Annotated in this window: 16 protein-coding genes; 5 read left to right on the forward strand and 11 right to left on the reverse strand. The window is 65.4% G+C overall.

What is annotated here, in order from left to right; translation table 11 throughout:
- The first annotated feature begins 32 nt into the window (after positions 1-32).
- Positions 33-1,595, forward strand: coding sequence for a sodium/sugar symporter (locus tag AC1POX_RS09915; RefSeq protein WP_218559771.1), 1,563 nt, complete (start codon positions 33-35; stop codon positions 1,593-1,595).
- Between the two features lie 196 nt (positions 1,596-1,791).
- Here AC1POX_RS09915 and AC1POX_RS09920 read toward each other — a convergent pair whose 3' ends face one another.
- Positions 1,792-3,648 (reverse strand): putative bifunctional diguanylate cyclase/phosphodiesterase, encoded by a 1,857-nt coding sequence (locus AC1POX_RS09920; protein ID WP_372357051.1) that lies wholly within the window; start codon positions 3,646-3,648, stop codon positions 1,792-1,794.
- Positions 3,649-4,101: 453 nt separating this feature from the next.
- Between AC1POX_RS09920 and AC1POX_RS09925 the strand changes: the two genes are divergently transcribed.
- Positions 4,102-5,088 (forward strand): cellulase family glycosylhydrolase, encoded by a 987-nt coding sequence (locus tag AC1POX_RS09925; RefSeq protein WP_372357052.1) that lies wholly within the window; start codon positions 4,102-4,104, stop codon positions 5,086-5,088.
- 180 nt (positions 5,089-5,268) lie between these two features.
- On the opposite strand, the gene AC1POX_RS09930 is transcribed toward AC1POX_RS09925, so the two are convergent.
- Together AC1POX_RS09930 and AC1POX_RS09935 are read right to left on the reverse strand one after the other, a co-directional pair.
- A complete protein-coding gene (locus tag AC1POX_RS09930) occupies positions 5,269-5,835 on the reverse strand; it encodes a response regulator transcription factor (protein WP_011347151.1) in 567 nt (188 codons plus the stop codon).
- Entirely contained in the window at positions 5,832-7,058 is a 1,227-nt protein-coding gene (locus AC1POX_RS09935) for an ATP-binding protein (protein ID WP_008571249.1), read from the reverse strand. The genes AC1POX_RS09930 and AC1POX_RS09935 overlap by 4 nt, the downstream gene beginning before the upstream one ends.
- A 323-nt stretch (positions 7,059-7,381) precedes the next feature.
- Between AC1POX_RS09935 and ispG the strand changes: the two genes are divergently transcribed.
- Together ispG and AC1POX_RS09945 are read left to right on the forward strand one after the other, a co-directional pair.
- Positions 7,382-8,647, forward strand: coding sequence for a flavodoxin-dependent (E)-4-hydroxy-3-methylbut-2-enyl-diphosphate synthase (gene ispG / locus AC1POX_RS09940; RefSeq protein ID WP_209262039.1), 1,266 nt, complete (start codon positions 7,382-7,384; stop codon positions 8,645-8,647).
- Complete coding sequence (locus tag AC1POX_RS09945; protein WP_209262040.1) at positions 8,628-9,359, forward strand: phosphatase PAP2 family protein; 732 nt, start codon at positions 8,628-8,630, stop codon at positions 9,357-9,359. The genes ispG and AC1POX_RS09945 overlap by 20 nt, the downstream gene beginning before the upstream one ends.
- On the opposite strand, the gene AC1POX_RS09950 is transcribed toward AC1POX_RS09945, so the two are convergent.
- From AC1POX_RS09950 to amaB, 8 genes are all read right to left on the reverse strand, one after another.
- Positions 9,356-10,639, reverse strand: coding sequence for an MFS transporter (locus tag AC1POX_RS09950; RefSeq protein WP_014090024.1), 1,284 nt, complete (start codon positions 10,637-10,639; stop codon positions 9,356-9,358). The genes AC1POX_RS09945 and AC1POX_RS09950 overlap by 4 nt on opposite strands.
- A gap of 193 nt (positions 10,640-10,832) precedes the next feature.
- Complete coding sequence (locus AC1POX_RS09955; RefSeq protein ID WP_372357053.1) at positions 10,833-11,534, reverse strand: aspartate/glutamate racemase family protein; 702 nt, start codon at positions 11,532-11,534, stop codon at positions 10,833-10,835.
- A 139-nt stretch (positions 11,535-11,673) separates the two neighbouring features.
- A complete protein-coding gene (locus AC1POX_RS09960; protein WP_029819248.1) occupies positions 11,674-12,585 on the reverse strand; it encodes a DMT family transporter in 912 nt (303 codons plus the stop codon).
- On the reverse strand, positions 12,579-13,631 hold the full coding sequence (murB, locus tag AC1POX_RS09965; RefSeq protein ID WP_218561283.1) for a UDP-N-acetylmuramate dehydrogenase: 1,053 nt from the start codon (positions 13,629-13,631) through the stop codon (positions 12,579-12,581). Before murB ends, AC1POX_RS09960 begins: the two co-directional genes overlap by 7 nt.
- Positions 13,628-14,683, reverse strand: coding sequence for a quinone-dependent dihydroorotate dehydrogenase (locus AC1POX_RS09970; protein WP_005923429.1), 1,056 nt, complete (start codon positions 14,681-14,683; stop codon positions 13,628-13,630). Before AC1POX_RS09970 ends, murB begins: the two co-directional genes overlap by 4 nt.
- A 5-nt stretch (positions 14,684-14,688) precedes the next feature.
- Positions 14,689-15,456 carry a class I SAM-dependent methyltransferase gene (locus AC1POX_RS09975; protein ID WP_338334449.1) on the reverse strand — a complete coding sequence of 256 codons (768 nt, stop codon included), beginning with the start codon at positions 15,454-15,456 and terminating at the stop codon, positions 14,689-14,691.
- Positions 15,457-15,458: 2 nt separating this feature from the next.
- A complete protein-coding gene (locus AC1POX_RS09980; protein WP_011347158.1) occupies positions 15,459-15,743 on the reverse strand; it encodes a DUF4190 domain-containing protein in 285 nt (94 codons plus the stop codon).
- Between the two features lie 494 nt (positions 15,744-16,237).
- Positions 16,238-17,770, reverse strand: a complete 1,533-nt coding sequence (amaB, locus tag AC1POX_RS09985; RefSeq protein ID WP_029819253.1) for an L-piperidine-6-carboxylate dehydrogenase — start codon at positions 17,768-17,770, stop codon at positions 16,238-16,240.
- A gap of 490 nt (positions 17,771-18,260) precedes the next feature.
- On the opposite strand from amaB, the gene AC1POX_RS09990 reads away from it, so the two are divergent.
- Positions 18,261-18,653 carry a hypothetical protein gene (locus tag AC1POX_RS09990; RefSeq protein ID WP_274507144.1) on the forward strand — a complete coding sequence of 131 codons (393 nt, stop codon included), beginning with the start codon at positions 18,261-18,263 and terminating at the stop codon, positions 18,651-18,653.
- The last annotated feature ends 34 nt before the right edge of the window (positions 18,654-18,687 follow it).

An 18,687-nucleotide genomic window follows, 5' to 3' on the forward strand; every position in this document is an offset into this window, starting at 1 on the left:
ATGCACATCCCAGAGCCAGACAGGAGAGTGCAGTGGGTTTGGCGACGTTGGATATCGTGATCGTGCTGGTCTACCTGACCGGCATCTTCGTGCTTGCGCAGTGGGTCTCGCGCGAGAAGGCAGGCCACAGCAAGAGCGCCGAGGATTACTTCCTGGCCAGCAAGTCGCTGCCGTGGTGGGCGATCGGCGCCTCGCTGATTGCGGCGAACATTTCGGCCGAACAGATCATCGGCATGGCCGGTTCCGGCTATGCGATCGGCCTGGCGATCGCCTCCTACGAATGGATGGCGGCGCTGACGCTGCTGATCGTCGGCAAGTTCTTCCTGCCGATCTTCCTGCGCAATGGCATCTACACCATGCCGCAGTTTCTGGAGCAGCGTTACGGCAAGTGGATCCGCACGCTGATGGCGGTGTTCTGGCTGCTGCTGTACGTGTTCGTCAATCTCACCTCGATCCTGTGGCTGGGATCGATCGCGGTCAGCCAGGTCACCGGCATGGACCAGACCCTGGCGCTGGCACTGATCGGCGTGTTTGCGCTGGTCTACCAGCTCTACGGCGGGCTGAAGGCGGTGGCGCTGACCGACATCGTGCAGGTCACCCTGCTGGTGCTGGGCGGGCTGCTGGTGGCCGGGTTGACCCTGGCGCGGATCGGCGACGGTGCCGGCGTGCTGGCCGGCTTCCAGCACCTGTGGAGCGCGCACCCGGAGCACTTCCACATGATCCTGACCAAGGACAACCCGTTCTACAAGGATCTGCCGGGCCTGAGCGTGCTGCTTGGCGGGCTGTGGGTGATGAACATCAGTTACTGGGGTTTCAACCAGTACATCATCCAGCGCGCGCTGGCGGCCAAGAACATCGGCGAGGCGCAGAAGGGCATGGTGTTTGCCGCGTTTCTGAAGCTGCTGATGCCGTTGGTGATCGTGGTGCCGGGCATTGCCGCGGTGGTGCTGGCGCCGGATCTGGCCAAGCCCGATCAGGCCTACCCGACCATGATGCAGCTGTTGCCGACCGGCATCCTGGGCCTGGTGTTTGCCGCGTTGGTTGCGGCGATCGTGGCCTCGCTGGCCTCGAAGATCAATTCGGTGGCGACGATCTTCACCCTGGATTTCTACGCCAAGTTCCGCCCGCAGACCGGGCAGAAACAGCTGGTGCGCGTAGGCCGTATCGTGGCCGCGCTGTCGGTGCTGATCGGCATCCTCACCGCGCGGCCGTTGCTGGGCAACTTCGATCAGGGCTTCCAGTTCATCCAGGAATTCACCGGCTTCTTCACTCCCGGCGTGGTGGTGATCTTCATGCTCGGCCTGTTCTGGAAGCGCGCCAACGAAGCCGGCGCACTCACCGCGGCGGTCGGCTCGGTGGTGTTGTCGTTCGCGCTCAAGTTCGCCTGGCCCGAACTGCCGTTCATGGACCGCATCGGCGTGGTGTTCGTGGCCGCGCTGGTATTGGCGGTAGTGGTGTCGCTGCTGACGCCGGCCACCCAGGCACGCGATCTGATCCGTACCAACGACGTTGCCTACGGCACCACGCCCGGCTTCAAGATCGGCGCGGCGGGCGTGATCGCAATTCTGATCGTGCTGTACACCGTGTTCTGGTAAGCAGTGATGTCTTGAAACGCGGCGCGGCACCTCGGTGTCGCGCCGCGCTGCGTTGACAGCCTGCCGTTTCGGCGGCGCGAGCCCTCGTCAAGCGCGTTTGGATGGCACGCGGCAGTCACTGCGCATGCGTGGCAGATGCCACTCAAGTACCGCCTGCGCCGCCGAGTGGTGGACGCGGTTGGTGTGCTGGCTGCGCTTAGACGCGTGCCGCGGCCAAGCTGGCGGCAAGCAGGTTGACCGGCGCGGCATGTTGCTCGTGCCACGGCGTTTCCAGCCAGGTTTCCAGCGCGGCGGCCGGCATCGGTTTGGCGATCCAGTAGCCCTGGCCTTCGTCGCAGCCCCAGGCGCGCAATTGCGCGTACGCTTCCGCCGATTCGATGCCTTCGGCCACCACGCGCTGGCCCAGACTGTGGCCAAGCTGGATCATCGCCGGCACCAGGGTGCGGTCGGTGCGGCTGTCCGGCAGCGAACGGATGAAGGATTGATCGATCTTCAACGAACTGGCCGGCAGCTGCTTGAGATAGCTGAAATTGCTGTAGCCGGTGCCGAAGTCGTCGATGGCGATATGCACGCCCAGCGCTGCAATGGTGGCCAGTTGTTCGGCCAGGTGGTCGGGGTGGCGAATCATCGCGCTTTCGGTGAATTCGATTTCCAGCCGGCGCGGGTCCAGCTTGTGACGATCCAGGCCGCGCCGCAGCAGGCCGGCAAAGCCGGGGCGATCCAGATCAGCGGCCGACACGTTCAGGGCCAGGTTGAAGTCCAGGCCTTGCTGCTGCCAGCGCGCTGCCTGCGCGATGCCGTTGTCGATGACCCAGGCGGTAATGCGGTTGATCAGCGCGGTTTTCTCGGCCATCGGAATGAAATCCGACGGCACCACCGGGCCGATCATCGGGTGCTGCCAGCGCAGCAAGGCTTCCACGCCGACGCAGCGGTGGTCGTGCAGATCCACGCGCGGTTGAAAGTGCAGGCGCAGCTGGCTGGCGCTGTCCAGGGCCGCGGGCAGGGCGGCGAGCAGGCGGAAGGTATTGCGCTGGGCAACATCGTGCTTGCGCTCGTACAGGCTCCACGGCAGGCAGCGCTCGCGCGCAATATCCACCGAGGTGGTCAGCGAGCGGATGGTATCGGCGGCGCCGTAGCTGGACTGCAGCGAGACCGCGCCGATCGAAGCCACCGCGGTGTGCGGAATGCCCTGATGTTCCAAGGGCTCGGTGAACGCCTTGGCGACCTTGGTGCATAGCGTGGCCAGACGCTGGCCTTCCGCCTGCGCCAGGAAGCCGAAGGTCGTCGGGTCCAACCGATACAACAGGGTGCCGCCGGGCAGATAGGCGGCAAGGCGACGCTGTGCCAGGGCGACGTAGCCGTCTGCGTATTCCCAGCCCAGCGCCTTGACCATATCGCGGAAATAATCGCTGCCGCAGACATCGATGGCCACCGCCGTGGTGGCCGGTGCAGTGTCGCGTTGCGACAGCCAGGTATCCAGGTCTTCGCTAAAGCGCGCGCGGTTGGGCAGCCCGGTCGGACCATCGCGGTAGGTGGTACTGCGCAGGTTTTCCACGCGCAGCACGGCCAGGTCGCGCAGGCCTTCCAGCTGCGTGATCGCTGCTGCATCTAGTCCCTCGCGCGGGCTGGTGCCGATCACGCACAAGGTGCCGATGCTATGGCCATCGCGCAGCTTCAGCGGTGCGCCGGCATAGAAGCGAATGAACGGCGGCCCCATCACCAGCGGGTTGTCGCAAAAGCGCGGATCCAGCCGCGCATCCGGCACCACCATCACTTCGTCCGAGCGGATCGCATGCGCGCAGAACGCCTGACTCCGCGGCGTTTCGCGCGCTTCCAGGCCAATGCGTGCCTTGAACCACTGGCGGTGCTCGTCCACCAGCGATACCAACGCAATTTCCGCGTCCAGGCTGCGCGCGGCCATGGCGGCCACGGTGTCGAACACCGGGTCTGGCGGCGAATCCAGCAGGCACAGGCCGCGCAGCACCTCGAGCCGGGTGGACTCGTCGAGCGTGGGCGGAAGAAGAGACGCGACAGAGGCAGGCAGGGAAGGCATGCGCTCGTATCGGCCTGAAGCGTGATCCCTTGATTGGCGATGATTGGCGCCGTTCAGTTGCAGCACGCGGCCCAGGCCGCATTGGGACGCATGAACAGTGCCGTGTCCGCGCCAGACGTGCGGCGCACGCGATTCCAAGGTCATCTGCGCGGCGCTGTCGCAGGCCGTGCGCCGTCTGCCGGGGCTGGAATGCGTGCCAACACCCACGCGCAAGGCGCATGTGTGGTCCGGTGGCAGCGCCTAAATATCCCGCGCGCGCTGCCGATCACCTTTTGACCGCAGCGGTGCCGACGCAACGCAACCATCTGCATCGCGCATGCGACCAATGCTCTTTCGCCGATGTTTGCTTTTGTGATGTGCATTCGCCTTATGTGTGTCACGAATTGACACAGTCTTCACTCGCGCTGTGAGTTTCGCCATCGCGGCTCTTGTCATTTCTATTTTGGAATCATCGTGAATTCATTGCTGTCTTTTGCACAACGCACGCTCCTCGTCGTCGCCGGTCTGGCGCTGTCGTCTGCCGCCCATGCAGGGCTCACGGTGTCCGGTACGCAGTTGCGCGAGTCCAATGGCAACGCATTGGTGCTGCGCGGCGTCAACCTTCCGCATGCCTGGTATGCGGGCCGCACCGATGCGGCATTGGCAGCCATCGCGGCCACCGGCGCCAACAGCGTGCGCGTCGTGCTCAGTTCCGGCTACCGTTGGACGCGCACACCGGAGGCCGATGTGGTCCGCATCATCGCGCGCTGCAAAAGCCTGGGCTTGATCGCCGTGCTGGAGGTCCACGACACCACCGGCTACGGCGAAGACACCGCCGCTGCGAATCTGGTCAATGCGACCAATTACTGGGTCGGCATCCGCAAGGCGCTGATCGGCAACGAAGACCATGTGGTCATCAATATCGCCAACGAACCGTTCGGCAACAGCCTGACTGCCAGCGAATGGGTCAACGGCCATGCCACCGCCATCGCCACCTTGCGCAAGAATGGATTGACCCACGCCTTGATGGTGGATGCGCCCAACTGGGGACAGGACTGGCAGTTCTACATGCGCGACAACGCCGCTGTGCTGCTGGCCCGCGACAGCCGCCGCAACCTGATGTTCAGCGTGCACATGTACGAAGTGTTCGGCAGCGATGCCACGATCAACAATTACTTGCGCGCCTTCAACGATAAAAAGCTGGCGCTGGTGATCGGCGAATTCGGTGGCGACCATCGCGGTGCGCATGTGGACGAAGCGGCGATCATGCGCCGCGCGCGCGACTACAACATTGGCTACATGGGCTGGTCATGGTCGGGCAACGACAGCAGCACGAAGTCGCTGGATATCGCAATCGGCTGGAATGCGGCACAACTGAGCACCTGGGGGCGCAACTTGATCCTGGGCGCCGACGGCATCACAGCAACCTCGCGTCGGGCAAGCGTGTTCGGCCCGTTGTGAGATGAAGTCCTGCAGTCGGCCGCGGTAGTTTTTCGGCACGCACAAGGGCACTGCAACGCGGTCGATCTGCGCGCCGCTACAGGGCCGGCGCACGGGCGCGGAACGCGCTTGCAGGTGCGTCCTTGTCAGCCCCCCACCCAGCGTCCGTGCCGCGTGGGGTTCGGCGACAGGGCGGGACGGCTAGCGTAACGGCCCCGGGCTCGGGCGCTTGGTCAGCTTGCGCTGCAGCGATCGGCGATGCATGCCGAGCAGGCGCGCGGCCGCCGACACGTTGCCGCCGGTTTCGTGCAGCGCCTGCTGGATGTGCTCCCACTGCAAGCGGCTGAGCGGCGTCATCATTTCCTGCGCGCTTTCTTCTTCGTCCGGCTCTGGCAACTCGTCATCCTCTTCGCCCAGCGCGCGCATGATGGTGGGAATATTGGCCGGCTTGGGCAGGTAGTCATCGGCGCCGAGTTTGATCGCCTCCACCGCCGTGGCGATGCTGGCGTACCCTGTGACCAGCAGGATGCGCATGTCGGTGCGGATCTCGCGCAGCGGCTGGATCAGGCTCAAGCCGGAATCGTGGCCGAGCTTGAGATCGATCAATGCAAAATCCGGCATCGCGCTGCGTGCCGTGGACAACGCACTGGCCGCATCGGTGGCGGTGAGCGTTTCTACGCCGCGGCGTGCAAGGCTGCGTTGCAGCGTGCGCAGGTACAAGGTGTCGTCGTCGACCAGCAGACCGGTACGGATCGGGGGACTTGTCATGCGAGTGCCTCGTGGTCGGAGAGGGGCAGACGGAAACCGACGCGCGCGCCGCTGCCTTCGGCGGGCAGCATCCACAACTCGCCCTGCAGGCGTTCGACAGTGGCATGCGAGAGCGCCAGTCCCACGCCCATGCCGTCGTGCTTGCCGCTATTGAACAGCGTCCCAGGCAGCATCGCTTGCGCGGTGTCGAAGCCGGGTCCGTAGTCGCGTACTTCGCCGCTGAGATGGTCGTGTTCCACCCGCAGCGTCAGATCGATCTGCGGGCGCCCGACACGTTCGCCCGCATCGGCGGCGTTGTTGAGCAACACCATCAGCAGGTGGCTGACGCCGGGCTGCAGCATCAGGCGCATGGGCGCGTCCTCGTTGCGGCGCAGTTCGATGGTGGGGCGCACCAGGCGCCATTGTTCCAGCACTTCTTTCACGGCCACCTCGCGGCTCAGATGGCCGTTGTCGGCAGGTGCCGCCAAGGCCAGGACGCGTTCGTGGCACTGCACCAGCAGTTCGCGCAAGGTGTCCAGGTCTTCGCGCAATTCGCCTTGCTCGCACTGGTCGGCGATGTCGTCCACCAGCAGGGTCATGGTGGCCAGCGGCGTGTTCAATTCGTGCGCCACCGACGCCGCGTGCGTGGCCAGCGCCACGATGCCTTCGTTGCGCGCAAAGCGCTCACGCAAAGTGGAGATCTCGCGTTCGCGCTCGCGCATCGAAAAAGCCAGCCGTGTCGCGAACGCCAGCACCACCACGGTGGACAGCAGGAAGTTGGCCGCCATGCCCCACATGTGCAGGCTGAGCGGGTCGAAGCCACCGTAGGGCAGCGGCAGCCCGAACGCTGCGCTGATCACATAGCCGGCCACGCACGATGCCGCCACCGCCATCGCCCAGCTCAGCGGCAGCGCCAACGCGGCCAGCGCAATCAGCACCAGGAACAACGAACCGAACGGGTTGGCGATGCCGCCGCTCCAGCCCACCATCCAGGTCAGGACCGTCACGTCGACCAGGATGTGGCCGAACTCGGTGGCCGGGCTCACCGCGCCGCGGTGCGCCACCCGCAGCTGCGCATACAGGTTGAAGACCGCCAACGCGGCTACGCCGGCCCACAGGGGTTGCTGCGGCAGGTTCAGGCCCATCAGCCCGGTTGCGACCAGAATGGTGGCGGCCTGGCCGGCGGTGGCCAGCCAGCGCAGGCTGCAGAGGGTCCGCAGGAAGGAAGCGTCGGAGCTGTTCATCACGGCAATGCTATGCGCTTGGGAAGATGGTGGCCTGCGACAAACCGTCGCATCGGCCTGGAGCGTGTGATGCACGTTGAGATGAGATGCGTTGGCCGCCCGCTGCGTGCCGCTGGCGGCCAAGCCTCCGGGAAGCGTCCTGTGGCGCGCCGATACCGCGTTGCGCGCCTTGCCCAGGCGGCCATCCTGGACCGCAGCGCCTGCCTTGTCTCGACCCGCCACTGGACGCTTCGCACTCACCTCAAGGTACATCACACGCTCTAGAGATCGGTGCGCCTCTCGCTTCAGCTGTGAGCGCACGGCGGACAGGCTAAAATAGCGCGATGCATGACGCCGTGACCCGCCCAACCCCTCCCGCCGACGCCACCGCCTGGCCGCGTCGCATCACCCAGGCCGTCAAGATCGGCAGCGTGACCGTGGGCGGGGGCCATCCGGTCGTCGTCCAGTCGATGACCAACACCGACACCGCCGACATCGCCGGCAGCGTCAAGCAGGTCGCCGATCTGTGGCGCGCCGGCTCGGAAATGGTGCGCCTGACCGTCAACAATGCCGAGTCCGCTGCCGCCATTCCGCGCATCGTCGACAAGCTGCGCATGATGGGCATCGAAGTGCCCTTGATCGGCGACTTCCATTACAACGGCCATCAACTGCTCGCTGCCGAGCCGGCCTGTGCCGAGGCGCTGGCCAAGTACCGCATCAATCCGGGCAATGTCGGGTTCGGCAAGAAGAAGGATCTGCAGTTCGGTCAGTTGATCGAGTTCGCCATCAAGTACGGCAAGCCGGTGCGCATTGGCGCCAACTGGGGCTCGCTGGACCAGTCGCTGGCAGCGCAGCTGATGGACGAAAATTCGCAACGCGACGCCCCGTGGGATGCCGGCCGGGTGCTGCGCGAGGCGCTGATCCGCTCGGCGGTGGATTCGGCCGAGCGTGCGGTGGAGCTGGGCCTGCCGCGCGAGCGCATCATCCTGTCGGCCAAGGTGTCCGGCGTACAGGAGCTGATCGCGGTGTACCGCGACATGGCCAGCCGCTGCGATTTCGCGCTGCATCTTGGCCTGACCGAGGCCGGTATCGGCAGCAAGGGCATCGTGGCCTCGGCGGCGGCACTGAGCGTGTTGCTGCAGGAAGGCATCGGCGACACCATCCGCATCTCGCTGACGCCCGAGCCTGGGCAGTCGCGCACCCAGGAAGTGGTGGTGGCGCAGGAACTGCTGCAGACCACCGGCCAGCGTGCGTTTACCCCGATGGTCACCGCCTGCCCGGGGTGCGGCCGCACCACCTCCGAGTTCTTCCAGGAGCTGGCCGGCGTGGTGCAGAACCATGTGCGCGCCAAGATGCCGGAATGGAAGATCACCAACCCCGGCGCGGAAAACATGACCCTGGCGGTGATGGGCTGCGTGGTCAACGGGCCGGGCGAATCGCGCCACGCCAATATCGGGATTTCGCTGCCGGGCACGGGCGAGGCACCGTCGGCACCGGTGTTCATCGATGGCGAAAAGAGCGTCACCTTGCGCGGCGAAAACATCGCCTACGAATTCATCGAATTGATCGATCAATACGTCGAACGTACCTATGTCCGCCGCGCCGGCTGAATCGCCGGCCGGGTTCAAGGGATGGTTGCGTAGCAATGCGTGGCGCATGGCGTTGCTGTTTGCCGGGGTGCTGCTGCCGCTCGGGCTGTTCGTGGACCTGGCCGATGAGGTCCACGCGCTGGAAAATGTCTACTTCGACGAGCCGCTGCTGTGGAGCATGCGCAGCATCGCCACGCCCGGCCTGGATGCGTTCTTTGGTGCGATCTCCAAGGCGGGCTACCAGTACGGCGTGATTCCGGCCGATATCGCCATCGTGCTGGTGTTGCTGGTCTTGCAGCGCCGGCGCGAGGGCACGTTTGCCGCGCTGGGATTCGGCGGCTCGGCGCTGTTGAACATGGGCGCCAAGCAGTTTTTCCAGCGCGACCGCCCCAGCTTGTGGGAATCGATCGCGCCGGAGAGCACGTTCAGTTTTCCCAGCGGCCACGCGATGGGCTCGATGACATTGGCAGCGGTGGTCATCGCGCTGGCCTGGAACACGCGCTGGCGCTGGCCGGTGACCATTGTCGCCAGCGTGTTCGCGCTGCTGGTGGGCATCTCGCGCATCTACCTGGGCGTGCATTACCCGTCCGACATCCTGGGCGGCTGGTCGGCCGCGCTGGTATGGGTGGTCGGGCTGTATCTGGTGATGTTCCGCGGCGCGCGGCGGCCGCATTGGCGCACGCCGGCTGGAGCGGTGGCGGAGCAGCCCGGGCGCGTGCCGTTTGCCGATTAACCGCGGCCGATCCGCTCCCGTTGCGATAACCGGGCGCCAACCATGGCGCCGATGGAAGCCAGCAAGATGACGTAGTACGCCGGCCCCATCGGGTGCTGCTTGAGCAGCATCACCACCAGCAGCGGAGTCAGGCCGCCGAATACGGCATAGCCCAGGTTGTAGGCGAACGACACGCCGGACAGCCGAACCACCGGTGGAAACGCCTCGACCATCACGCGCGGAATCGCACCCAGCACGCCCAGCGCAGCGCCGAGCAGGGCATAGAGCGGAAACAGCAGGCGCGGGTCGCCCGCAAAGCGGTAGAACAGCCATGCGCTGATACCCAGAAGCACGCTGCCGGCCAGCAGCACACGCCCGTTGCCCCAACGGTCCGAGAGTGCCCCGGCCACTACCGAGCCGATCGCCTGCAGCAGCACTGCCAGAAGATTGGCCTGCAATGCCACCGGTGCCGGATAGCCGTACGCACTCTGCAGCAGCGTGGGCGTCATCAGCGACACCACCAGCACTGCGGCGGCGATCACCCAGGTCAGCCAGAGCGACATTGCCAGACTGCGCGGGTGATCGCGCAGCACCACCTTCAGTGGCGTCTCGCGCGCCAACGCGCGCATGGCGACCAGTTCGGCGAACACCGGCGTTTCATGCAGCCAGCGCCGCAGGTACACCGACAGCAGGCCGAAGATGCCGCCGGCCAAAAACGGCAGCCGCCAGGCGTACTCGGCGATTTCCTCCGGAGAAAACGCACGATTCAGTGCGCCGGCACTCAGCGAACCAAGCAGCACACCGGCAGCCAGGCCAGCGGTCAAGGTGCCGCAGGCCAGCCCTGTGCGCCGCGCGGGGACGTGTTCTGCCACGAACACCCACGCACTGGGCACTTCGCCACCGATGGCTGCGCCCTGCAGCAGGCGCATCGTCAACAGCAGCAGCGGCGCGGCCAGGCCGATCTGCGCGTAGGTCGGCAGCACGCCGATGGCCAGTGTGGGCAGCGCCATCAATCCGATGCTCAGCGCGAACATGCGCTTGCGACCAAGCAGATCGCCAAAATGCGCCATCACAATGCCGCCCAACGGCCGGATCAGGTAGCCGGCCGCAAAGATGCCGAATGTCTGCAGTTGCCGCGTCCACTCCGGAATACCGGGCGGAAAGAACAGCTCGCCCAGCACCTTCGCGAAAAAAATGAAGATGATGAAATCGTAGAACTCCAGCGCGCCGCCCAGCGCGGACAAGCCCAGGGTTTTGTAATCGCTGCGGGTGAGCTGCGTCGGTGGGGCATGGGTGGTCATGCAGTCGCATCCTGTCGCGGGTGGCGCGCATTGCCATTGAAGCCTGCTGATGCGCCGAGCAGGCAATGCTAGCTGCCGGGCGGGGCCGTCGCTACGCCGTTTCGCCAATCAATTGCCGATGGCACCCATCAGGCCTGGCGCAAACACGCCTGCGGGCTTCGGTTACCGCGCGCGTTCGGGCGTTCGCTGCGCATCAGCCGGATACGCTCACCAGCGCCGCTGCCTCGGCGTGCAGTGCGGTGGTGTCGAACAACGGCAACTGCGCATCGGTGCTGTCCACCAGCAGCGAAATCTCGGTGCAGCCCAGGATGATCGCTTGCGCACCGTGCTGGCCGAGCTCCCCCATGACCTTGCAGAAGTATTCGCGCGATTCGGGCTTGATCACGCCCTGGCAGAGTTCGTCGTAGATCACGCGATGCAGTTGTGCGCGTGCCTCCGCCGGCGGCACCAGCACGTCCAGGCCGCGTGCCTGGACGTGCTGGCGATAGAACGGCTGCTCCATGGTGAAGCGCGTGCCCAGCAATCCGACCCGGCTGATGCCCGCTGCGACCAGCGCGTCGGCGGTGGCATCGGCGATATGCAGCAGCAGTGGCGTCGCGGCGGTAATCGCGTCGGCAACGCAGTGCATGGTGTTGGTGCACAGCACGATGAAGTCGGCGCCTGCTGCCTGCAACGCACGCGCGGCTGCTGCCATCGCCTGGCCAGCGCCATCCCAATCGCCGGTGTGCTGCAGCCGCTCGATCTCGTGGAAATTGACGCTATACAGCAGCAGCTTCGCCGAATGCAGGCCGCCGCATGCATGGCGGACGCGCTGATTGATGATGCGGTAGTAGGGCAGCGTGGATTCCCAGCTCATTCCACCGATCAAACCGATTGTCTTGCTTGGAACCGGCATGCGAACTCCATGATACGACAGCGGATGAGGTTGCCAGAGCTACGCCACGCAGCGTGCGCTGCGCTTGGGACTGGAGTGTATGTCGGCGTCCGGACCAGATGTATTCGCGATCATGCCCAGGCAGGTCGGGATGCCGGGTTCACTCGCCCGGCTTGGCGCCTTCCACTGGTGCATGCGTAGCGGCGCGACGCGCCAGCACCGTTTCGCGATGGGCGATATAGACATTGGCGCCGATGATGATGGCCGCACCGATCACGGTGTGGCGTTCGATCGCCTCGCCGAACAGCCACCAACCCAGCAACGCCACCAACGGCAGCTGCATGAAACTGATCGGCTGCAACGCAGAGACTTCGCCCAGCTTGAGTGCGCGCGTCCAGAACAACTGCCCGGCGGTGCCGAAGATGCCGGTGGCCACCAGCCATACCCAGCCGATGCCCTGCGGCCAGTTCCATTGGAACAGCGCCGGAATCAGCGACATCGGCACCCAGAACACGTAGGTGTAGAAGACCACCGTGTCGGAGTCGTCGCTGCGCGAGAGCTGTTTGATCTGGATCGCGACGATGGCGCTGATGACCGCAGCCAACAGCGCAATCAGCAAGCCGGGCGTGAACGTGGACGAGCCGGGTCGCAGGATCACCAGGACGCCGATAAAACCCGCCGCCACCGCCAGCCAGCGCCGCAGCCGGACCTGCTCATGCAGCCACACCACGGCCAGCACGGTGACGAATAAGGGCGTGGAGTAGGAGAGCGAGATGGCCTGCGACAGGGGCAGATGGCCGATCGCCCAAAACCCGCACAGCATCGAGGCCAGGCCGATCAAGGTGCGGGCGAAATACTGCGGCAATTGTCGCGTGCGCGGCAGCGGCTTGCCCGGCCGCACGATCAACGGCAACAACGCCAGCAACCCGAACGCATTGCGAAAAAATGCGATCTCGGTCGTCGCAATCGTGCTCGAGGCCAGGCGGATGGTGATTGCCATCAACCCGAAGGCGAAGGTACTGGTGAGCATCCACAGCGCGGCTCGCCGCGATACCTGTGCTGGGGTCACCAATGCGCCCCGATGATGCGCGGTTCCGGTTCCAGGATCACCGAATAGCGCTCGCGCACCGACTCGGCAATGCGCCGCGCGAAATCCAGCAACTGCGCGCCCGTGGCGGTGCCGTAATTGACCAGCACCAGCGCATGCTCGGGCGACACGCCGGCATCGCCTTCCCGCTTGCCTTTCCAGCCGCATTGCTCGATCAGCCAGGCGGCGGACAATTTGCCCTGGCCGGCCTGCTCGCCCGGATACACCGGCATGTCGGCAAAGCTGGCCTGCAAGGCGGCAATCTGTTCGCTCGGCAGCAATGGGTTCTTGAAGAAGCTGCCCGCATTGCCCAGCACATCCGGGTCCGGCAACTTGCGGCGCCGGATGTTGATCACCGCCTGCGCCACATCGGCCGCGCCCGCCAGTTCGGCGCCCATGCGCGCCAGTTCCTCGCGAATGCCTGCGTAGTCCAGTCGCAGTTCGTGCAGCAGCGGTAGATTGAATTCCACCGCCACGATCAGATAACGCTCGGGCTGCTGCTTGAACACGCTGTCGCGGTAGCCGAACGCGCAATCGGCCGCATCCAGCCGCACGAACTGCTGGCTATGCCGGTCGAAGGCTTCCACCACGTGGATGAAGTCGCCCACCTGCGCGCCGTACGCGCCGATGTTCTGGATCGGGCAGGCGCCCACGGTGCCCGGAATCAGTGCCAGATTTTCCAGCCCCGACAAGCCCTGCTGCAGCGAGTACAGCACCAGCGCATGCCAGTTCACGCCGGCGCCGGCCCGCACGATGGCGTGGTCGGCACGGTGCGCGATGATGGACGTCTGGCGGTTGTCGAAGCACAGCACGCAGCCGGGCGGATCGCCGGCCAGCAAGACATTGCTGCCGCTGCCCAGCACCAGCAACGGTTGTCCGGCGATCTCGGGCGCGGCCAATGCCTGCGGCAATGCCTCGGGCGCGTGGACGTTGAGCAACCAGCGCGCGGTGGCCTCCACATGGAAGGTGTTGAGCGCGCGCAGCGGCGCCTGTTCGCTCAGCTGCCAGCCTGTGTGCACTGCATCGCTCATAACGGCGACACCGCACCGCCGCTGGGTGCTTCGCGACGGCGTCGGATGGCGTTGACGCATTCGCCGATGAGCTGCGGGCCGCGGTACACCAACCCGCTGTAGCACTGCACCAGGCTCGCACCGGCTGCCATCTTGGCCACCGCATCGGCGCCGGAGTTGATGCCGCCCACGCCAATCAACGGAATCGATTCGGGCAGGCGCGCGCGCAGGCGCCGCAGCACCAACGTGGATTGCCCCAGCAGCGGCGCGCCGGACAGACCGCCGGCTTCGGCAGCCAGCGGGTGATTGGCCACCAGTGTGCGTGTCACCGTGGTGTTGGTTGCGATCACGCCATCCACTGCCAGGTCGGCCAGCACGCGTGCGGCGGCATCGATGTCGCGGTCGTTGAGGTCCGGCGCCACCTTGACCAGCATCGGCACCCGTTTGCCGTGTTGCGCGCTCAGCGCTTCCTGGGTTTCGCGCAAGTCGGAAATCAGACGGCGCAACGATTGTTCTTCCTGCAACTCGCGCAAGCCTGCAGTATTGGGCGAGGAGATGTTGACCGTGATGTAGTCGGCCAGCGGATACACGCGCTCCATGCAGTAACGGTAGTCACTGGTGGCCTCCTCGTTGGGCGTGTCCTTGTTCTTGCCGATGTTGATGCCGAGCAGGCCTCCCGTGCGGCGTGCGCGCTGCACGTTGGCCACCAGCGCATCCACGCCCAGATTGTTGAAGCCCATGCGGTTGATCACCGCCTGGTATTCCGGCAATCGGAACATGCGTGGCTTCGGGTTGCCCTCCTGCGCGCGCGGCGTCACCGTGCCGATCTCGACAAAGCCGAAGCCCAGCGCAAACAACGCATCGATGTGCTCGCCGTTCTTGTCCAGCCCGGCACCCAGCCCGACCGGGTTGGGGAACATCAGGCCGAAGGCCGGAGTAGGCAGCGGCACCGGGCGCCTGGCCAGCAATGCCGTGGTGCCGGTGCGGTAGGCGGTGTCGATGGAGCGCAACGCCAGCGCGTGGGCGCGCTCGGCATCCAGGGAAAACAGGAAGGGGCGGGCAAGCGAATACATGCGGGTCAGTTCAATCTCCCGGCGAACACGCGGGTTTGGTATTGGAAGTCGATCAGCCCATCGTGGGCATACGCATCGAACAACGTGCGGAGTGCGGCGAGCATCGGGGCATGCCGTGGGTCGTGCGCAAGCGGGGCGTACGAGGACGACAGCAGGCGGCCGCGCAAGCTCTCGAAGTCCAGCCGCTGCACATTCGGAAAGCGCGCCATCGCGCAGAAGCCATCGCCGAACCACGCTTGCATGGTGGCATCGTCCTGATACCGCTCGGCCACTGCGGAATAGTCGGTGCCGTAATCCAGCAGCAACTGCTCGTAGCCGCGCAGGAACGCGGTGCTGTCCAGTTCGCGCGAATTCCAGTACACCACCGCCAGCCCGCCGGGCTGCAGGGTGCGCGCCCATTCGGCGTGCACGGCCTGCATGTCGAACCAGTGGAAGGCCTGCGCCGCAGACACCAGGCCCACGCTGGCATCGGCCAGCCCGGTGGCTTCGGCGGTGCCGTCGATCGCCTGAAACTTGGGAAATTCCGCCAACCACTGCAGCGCCGCGTCACGCATGGCCTGGTTGGGCTCCACCGCCGTCACCGCATGCCCGGCTTCCAGAAACAGGCGGCTGGAAATGCCGGTGCCGGCGCCGATGTCGGCCACTGCCGTTGCGGGCGTCACGCCCAGTTCGTCATGCAGCCAACGCAGCAGCTGCGGCGGGTAACTGGGCCGGTAGCGCACATAGGCGGCCACGCGGTCGTTGAAGCGCTGGGCGGAGGAGGGCGTGGCCATGCTCAACTGTTGGCGGCCGCAAGCCAGGCCATGCCGCCGAAGAACAGCAGGAAAAACGCGATTCCCACCACCCAGAGCGCCACCGCCAGCCAGCCCATGATGAGGCCGCCGATGGCCAGGCCGTCGCCGTCCAGACCCTGGGGATTGCGGCGGATTTCCGCGCGGGCCAGATGCCCGGTAATGATGGCGCAGATGCTGCCCAGGAACGGGATCAGCGTCCAGCCGAGAATGCCCGCAACCAGGCTGACGATCGCCATGGCGCTGGTCTGTCGAACGACAACGTTCATCATGAACTCCTTGAAAGGCGGGCAGCCGAAGGCTGGCGTCGCATGATTATCCCAGAGCCGCCGGGCAAAAGGCGTGCCGTTTGCGGCCAAACGTCGTTGCGGGGCTGGTTTTGCGGGCGGGAGCGGCTGAAATGGCTGCTCGTGCGGGTAGGGCGTGGTCATGCCCGTCGAGACGCGTCCTGCCGGACGCTGGCTGTCGGTGGTGCCGAACGGGCGCCATGTGGCCCGGCGGGTTCAAGCCGGGCCGGTGCCACGGGGCGCCTGCGTTGTATCGCCGGCGGACGCTGCGCCCCGTGCAGAGGTGGCGTACGTTGCACAGAGCCGGATCGGCGAACGTCGCCTGCCGCCGCCGGCGCTTCCTGGCTGCCACTGCCGCTGCGATGGCGAGAACCACCGGGTTGTGTGCGTCGGCTACGCAGCGCGGGCCGCTGCAACAGGCTCGTTGCGACCATGCGGCGCGCCGAGCATATGCCCGGCGCGCCATGCAATCTCGATCAAAGATCGAACTTGATGCCCTGCGCCAGGGGCAGCGAATCGGAGTAGTTGATGGTGTTGGTCTGACGACGCATATACACCTTCCACGCATCCGAGCCAGACTCGCGCCCGCCGCCGGTTTCCTTCTCGCCGCCGAACGCGCCACCGATCTCCGCACCCGAGGTGCCGATGTTGACGTTGGCGATACCGCAGTCGCTGCCTGCCGCCGACAGGAACTTCTCGGCGGCCTTGAGGTTCTGGGTGAAGATCGACGACGACAGGCCCTGCGGCACGCCGTTCTGCAGCTCGATCGCCTCATCCAGCGTGCTGTACTTCATCACGTACAGGATCGGCGCGAAGGTCTCGTGCTGCACCACTGCGTCGCTGTTCTGCAGCCCCGTGACAATGGCCGGCAGCACGAAGTTGCCCGGGCGATCGATCGCCGTGCCGCCCACTTCGACGGTGCCGCCGGCCGCCTTGGCCTTGGCGATCGAGTCCAGGAACTGCGCAACGGCGCCCTGGCTGTTGAGCGGGCCCATCAGGTTTGCCGGGTCGGTGGGGTCGCCGATCTTGCTGTCGAGCTGCTTGTACGCCTTGACCAGCGTCGCCAGCACGGTGTCATAGATGGAGGCGTGCACGATCAGGCGGCGCGTGGTGGTGCAGCGCTGCCCGGCAGTGCCGACGGCACCGAACACGATGCCCGGGATGGCCAGCTTCAGATCGGCGGTTTCGTCCAGGATGATGGCGTTGTTGCCGCCCAATTCCAGCAGGCAGCGGCCCAGGCGACGGGCGACTTTCTCTGCCACCACGCGGCCAATCTGGGTCGAACCGGTGAAGCTGATCAGCGGCACGCGGGTGTCTTCGACCAGCTTTTCCGACAGCGCCGTGCCGGCATCGTTGATCAGGAAGAAGATGTCCGGGAAGCCGGCGTCCTTCAGTGCCGCGTTGCAGATCTTCATCGTCGCGATCGCGGTCAGCGGCGTCTTGTTGGACGGCTTCCAGATGCAGATATCGCCGCAAATCGCCGCCAAAAACGCATTCCAGGCCCACACCGCCACCGGGAAGTTGAACGCGCTGATGATGCCCACCAGCCCCAGCGGCTGGTACTGCTCGTACATGCGGTGGCCGGGGCGCTCCGAATGCATGGTGTAGCCGTAGAGCATGCGGCTCTGGCCCACGGCAAAGTCAGCGATGTCGATCATCTCCTGCACTTCGCCGTCGCCTTCTGGCTTGCTCTTGCCCATTTCCAGCGCCACCAGCGAACCGAGCGCATCCTTGTGCGCACGCAACGCCTCGCCGCACAGGCGCACGGCCTCACCGCGACGCGGCGCCGGCGTGGTACGCCACACCTTGAAGGCTGCCTGCGCGCGCTGGACGATCAGCTCGTAGTCTTCCGGCGTGGTGGCCTGCACCTCGGCGATCACCGCATTGGTGGTCGGATTGAGCGGCTGCAGCACCCCGGCGCCGGCGGCCTGCGACCAGGTCGCCTCGCCAAGATAGGTGCCGGAATTGGACGCAGCGAGGTCGAGCGCCTTGAGCAGGTCAGCGGACATGGGATCTCCTGGAAACAGTGGCGGTCACGGTGGCCGAGCCATCCGCAACACGGTAGCCGGCGATTTTAGCAGGCTCCGCCGGCCACCTACCGGCTTGGCAATCGCAACGATCGTGCGACAATGCCGCCCTTGGCCCCGTAGCTCAGCTGGATAGAGCGTCCCCCTCCTAAGGAAGAGGGGAAATTGAGGGGTCACCGCTATCTTGTCTAACCTACTGTTTCATAAGGCCTACGGCTGGCCACTCAAGGGGCGCGACGCAGGTCTAGACAACCTAAAGCAGCTTCTAACAGCGCTTGTTCGCCACAGCATTGCCACGGCTTCCAAGGTCTCCTAGGCTGCGCTATAAGACAGTTGTAATGAGTCTAGGGATGGCCCATCGCACATGTCTGCAAGCGCGCTTCAAACGCTTCGAGAGTTGTATCCGCAGCGATATGCACTTCGGCCCGAAGAGGTCGCACATGTGCTTCGTGGCCAAAGCACGAGGGGGGTCGTGCAACGCGTGCGCGAAGGCATGCAGTCGGGGCGCTATCCGGGCGCCCGCAAGATCGACGGATTGATCCAGATGCCCCTTGAAGCGTTGGCCGAGATATTGGATCCAGCGCCCGCACCTCAGCCGGTTGCCCCCATCATCACTCCTTCATCCTCGCGACGACGATCCGCCATTGGGCCGCGTCTGGGTTTCGTGCGGGCGGCAAGCTTCTGGGAGCAAGTGATGGGGGCCATTGGAGAGCAGGAATTGGCCGATGAGCTGGGGGAGGTCTCGGCTAATGTGCTGAATGAGCTTCGCTATGAAGAAGCGAAGGCAAAGGCGGACTCAGTCAAGCGCGCACTAATCAAAGATCAGGGCAGGCCGGTCAGGAGCAACGGGAACCCATCAGGCTGAAATGCACGTTGGCCTTGGCGCAATAATCTAGGTT

Source organism: Xanthomonas sp. NCPPB 3442 (genome assembly GCF_056725145.1).

Excerpts from the sequence above, each read along its gene's own strand:
- AC1POX_RS09970 (WP_005923429.1), bottom strand. The coding sequence starts at position 14,683 with ATGTATTCGCTTGCCCGCCCCTTCCTGTTTTCCCTGGATGCCGAGCGC.
- AC1POX_RS09930 (WP_011347151.1), bottom strand. The coding sequence starts at position 5,835 with ATGACAAGTCCCCCGATCCGTACCGGTCTGCTGGTCGACGACGACACC.
- ispG (WP_209262039.1), top strand. The coding sequence starts at position 7,382 with ATGCATGACGCCGTGACCCGCCCAACCCCTCCCGCCGACGCCACCGCC.
- AC1POX_RS09920 (WP_372357051.1), bottom strand. The coding sequence starts at position 3,648 with ATGCCTTCCCTGCCTGCCTCTGTCGCGTCTCTTCTTCCGCCCACGCTC.
- AC1POX_RS09955 (WP_372357053.1), bottom strand. The coding sequence starts at position 11,534 with ATGCCGGTTCCAAGCAAGACAATCGGTTTGATCGGTGGAATGAGCTGG.
- AC1POX_RS09935 (WP_008571249.1), bottom strand. The coding sequence starts at position 7,058 with ATGAACAGCTCCGACGCTTCCTTCCTGCGGACCCTCTGCAGCCTGCGC.
- AC1POX_RS09945 (WP_209262040.1), top strand. The coding sequence starts at position 8,628 with ATGTCCGCCGCGCCGGCTGAATCGCCGGCCGGGTTCAAGGGATGGTTG.
- amaB (WP_029819253.1), bottom strand. The coding sequence starts at position 17,770 with ATGTCCGCTGACCTGCTCAAGGCGCTCGACCTCGCTGCGTCCAATTCC.
- AC1POX_RS09950 (WP_014090024.1), bottom strand. The coding sequence starts at position 10,639 with ATGACCACCCATGCCCCACCGACGCAGCTCACCCGCAGCGATTACAAA.
- murB (WP_218561283.1), bottom strand. The coding sequence starts at position 13,631 with ATGAGCGATGCAGTGCACACAGGCTGGCAGCTGAGCGAACAGGCGCCG.
- AC1POX_RS09980 (WP_011347158.1), bottom strand. The coding sequence starts at position 15,743 with ATGAACGTTGTCGTTCGACAGACCAGCGCCATGGCGATCGTCAGCCTG.
- AC1POX_RS09975 (WP_338334449.1), bottom strand. The coding sequence starts at position 15,456 with ATGGCCACGCCCTCCTCCGCCCAGCGCTTCAACGACCGCGTGGCCGCC.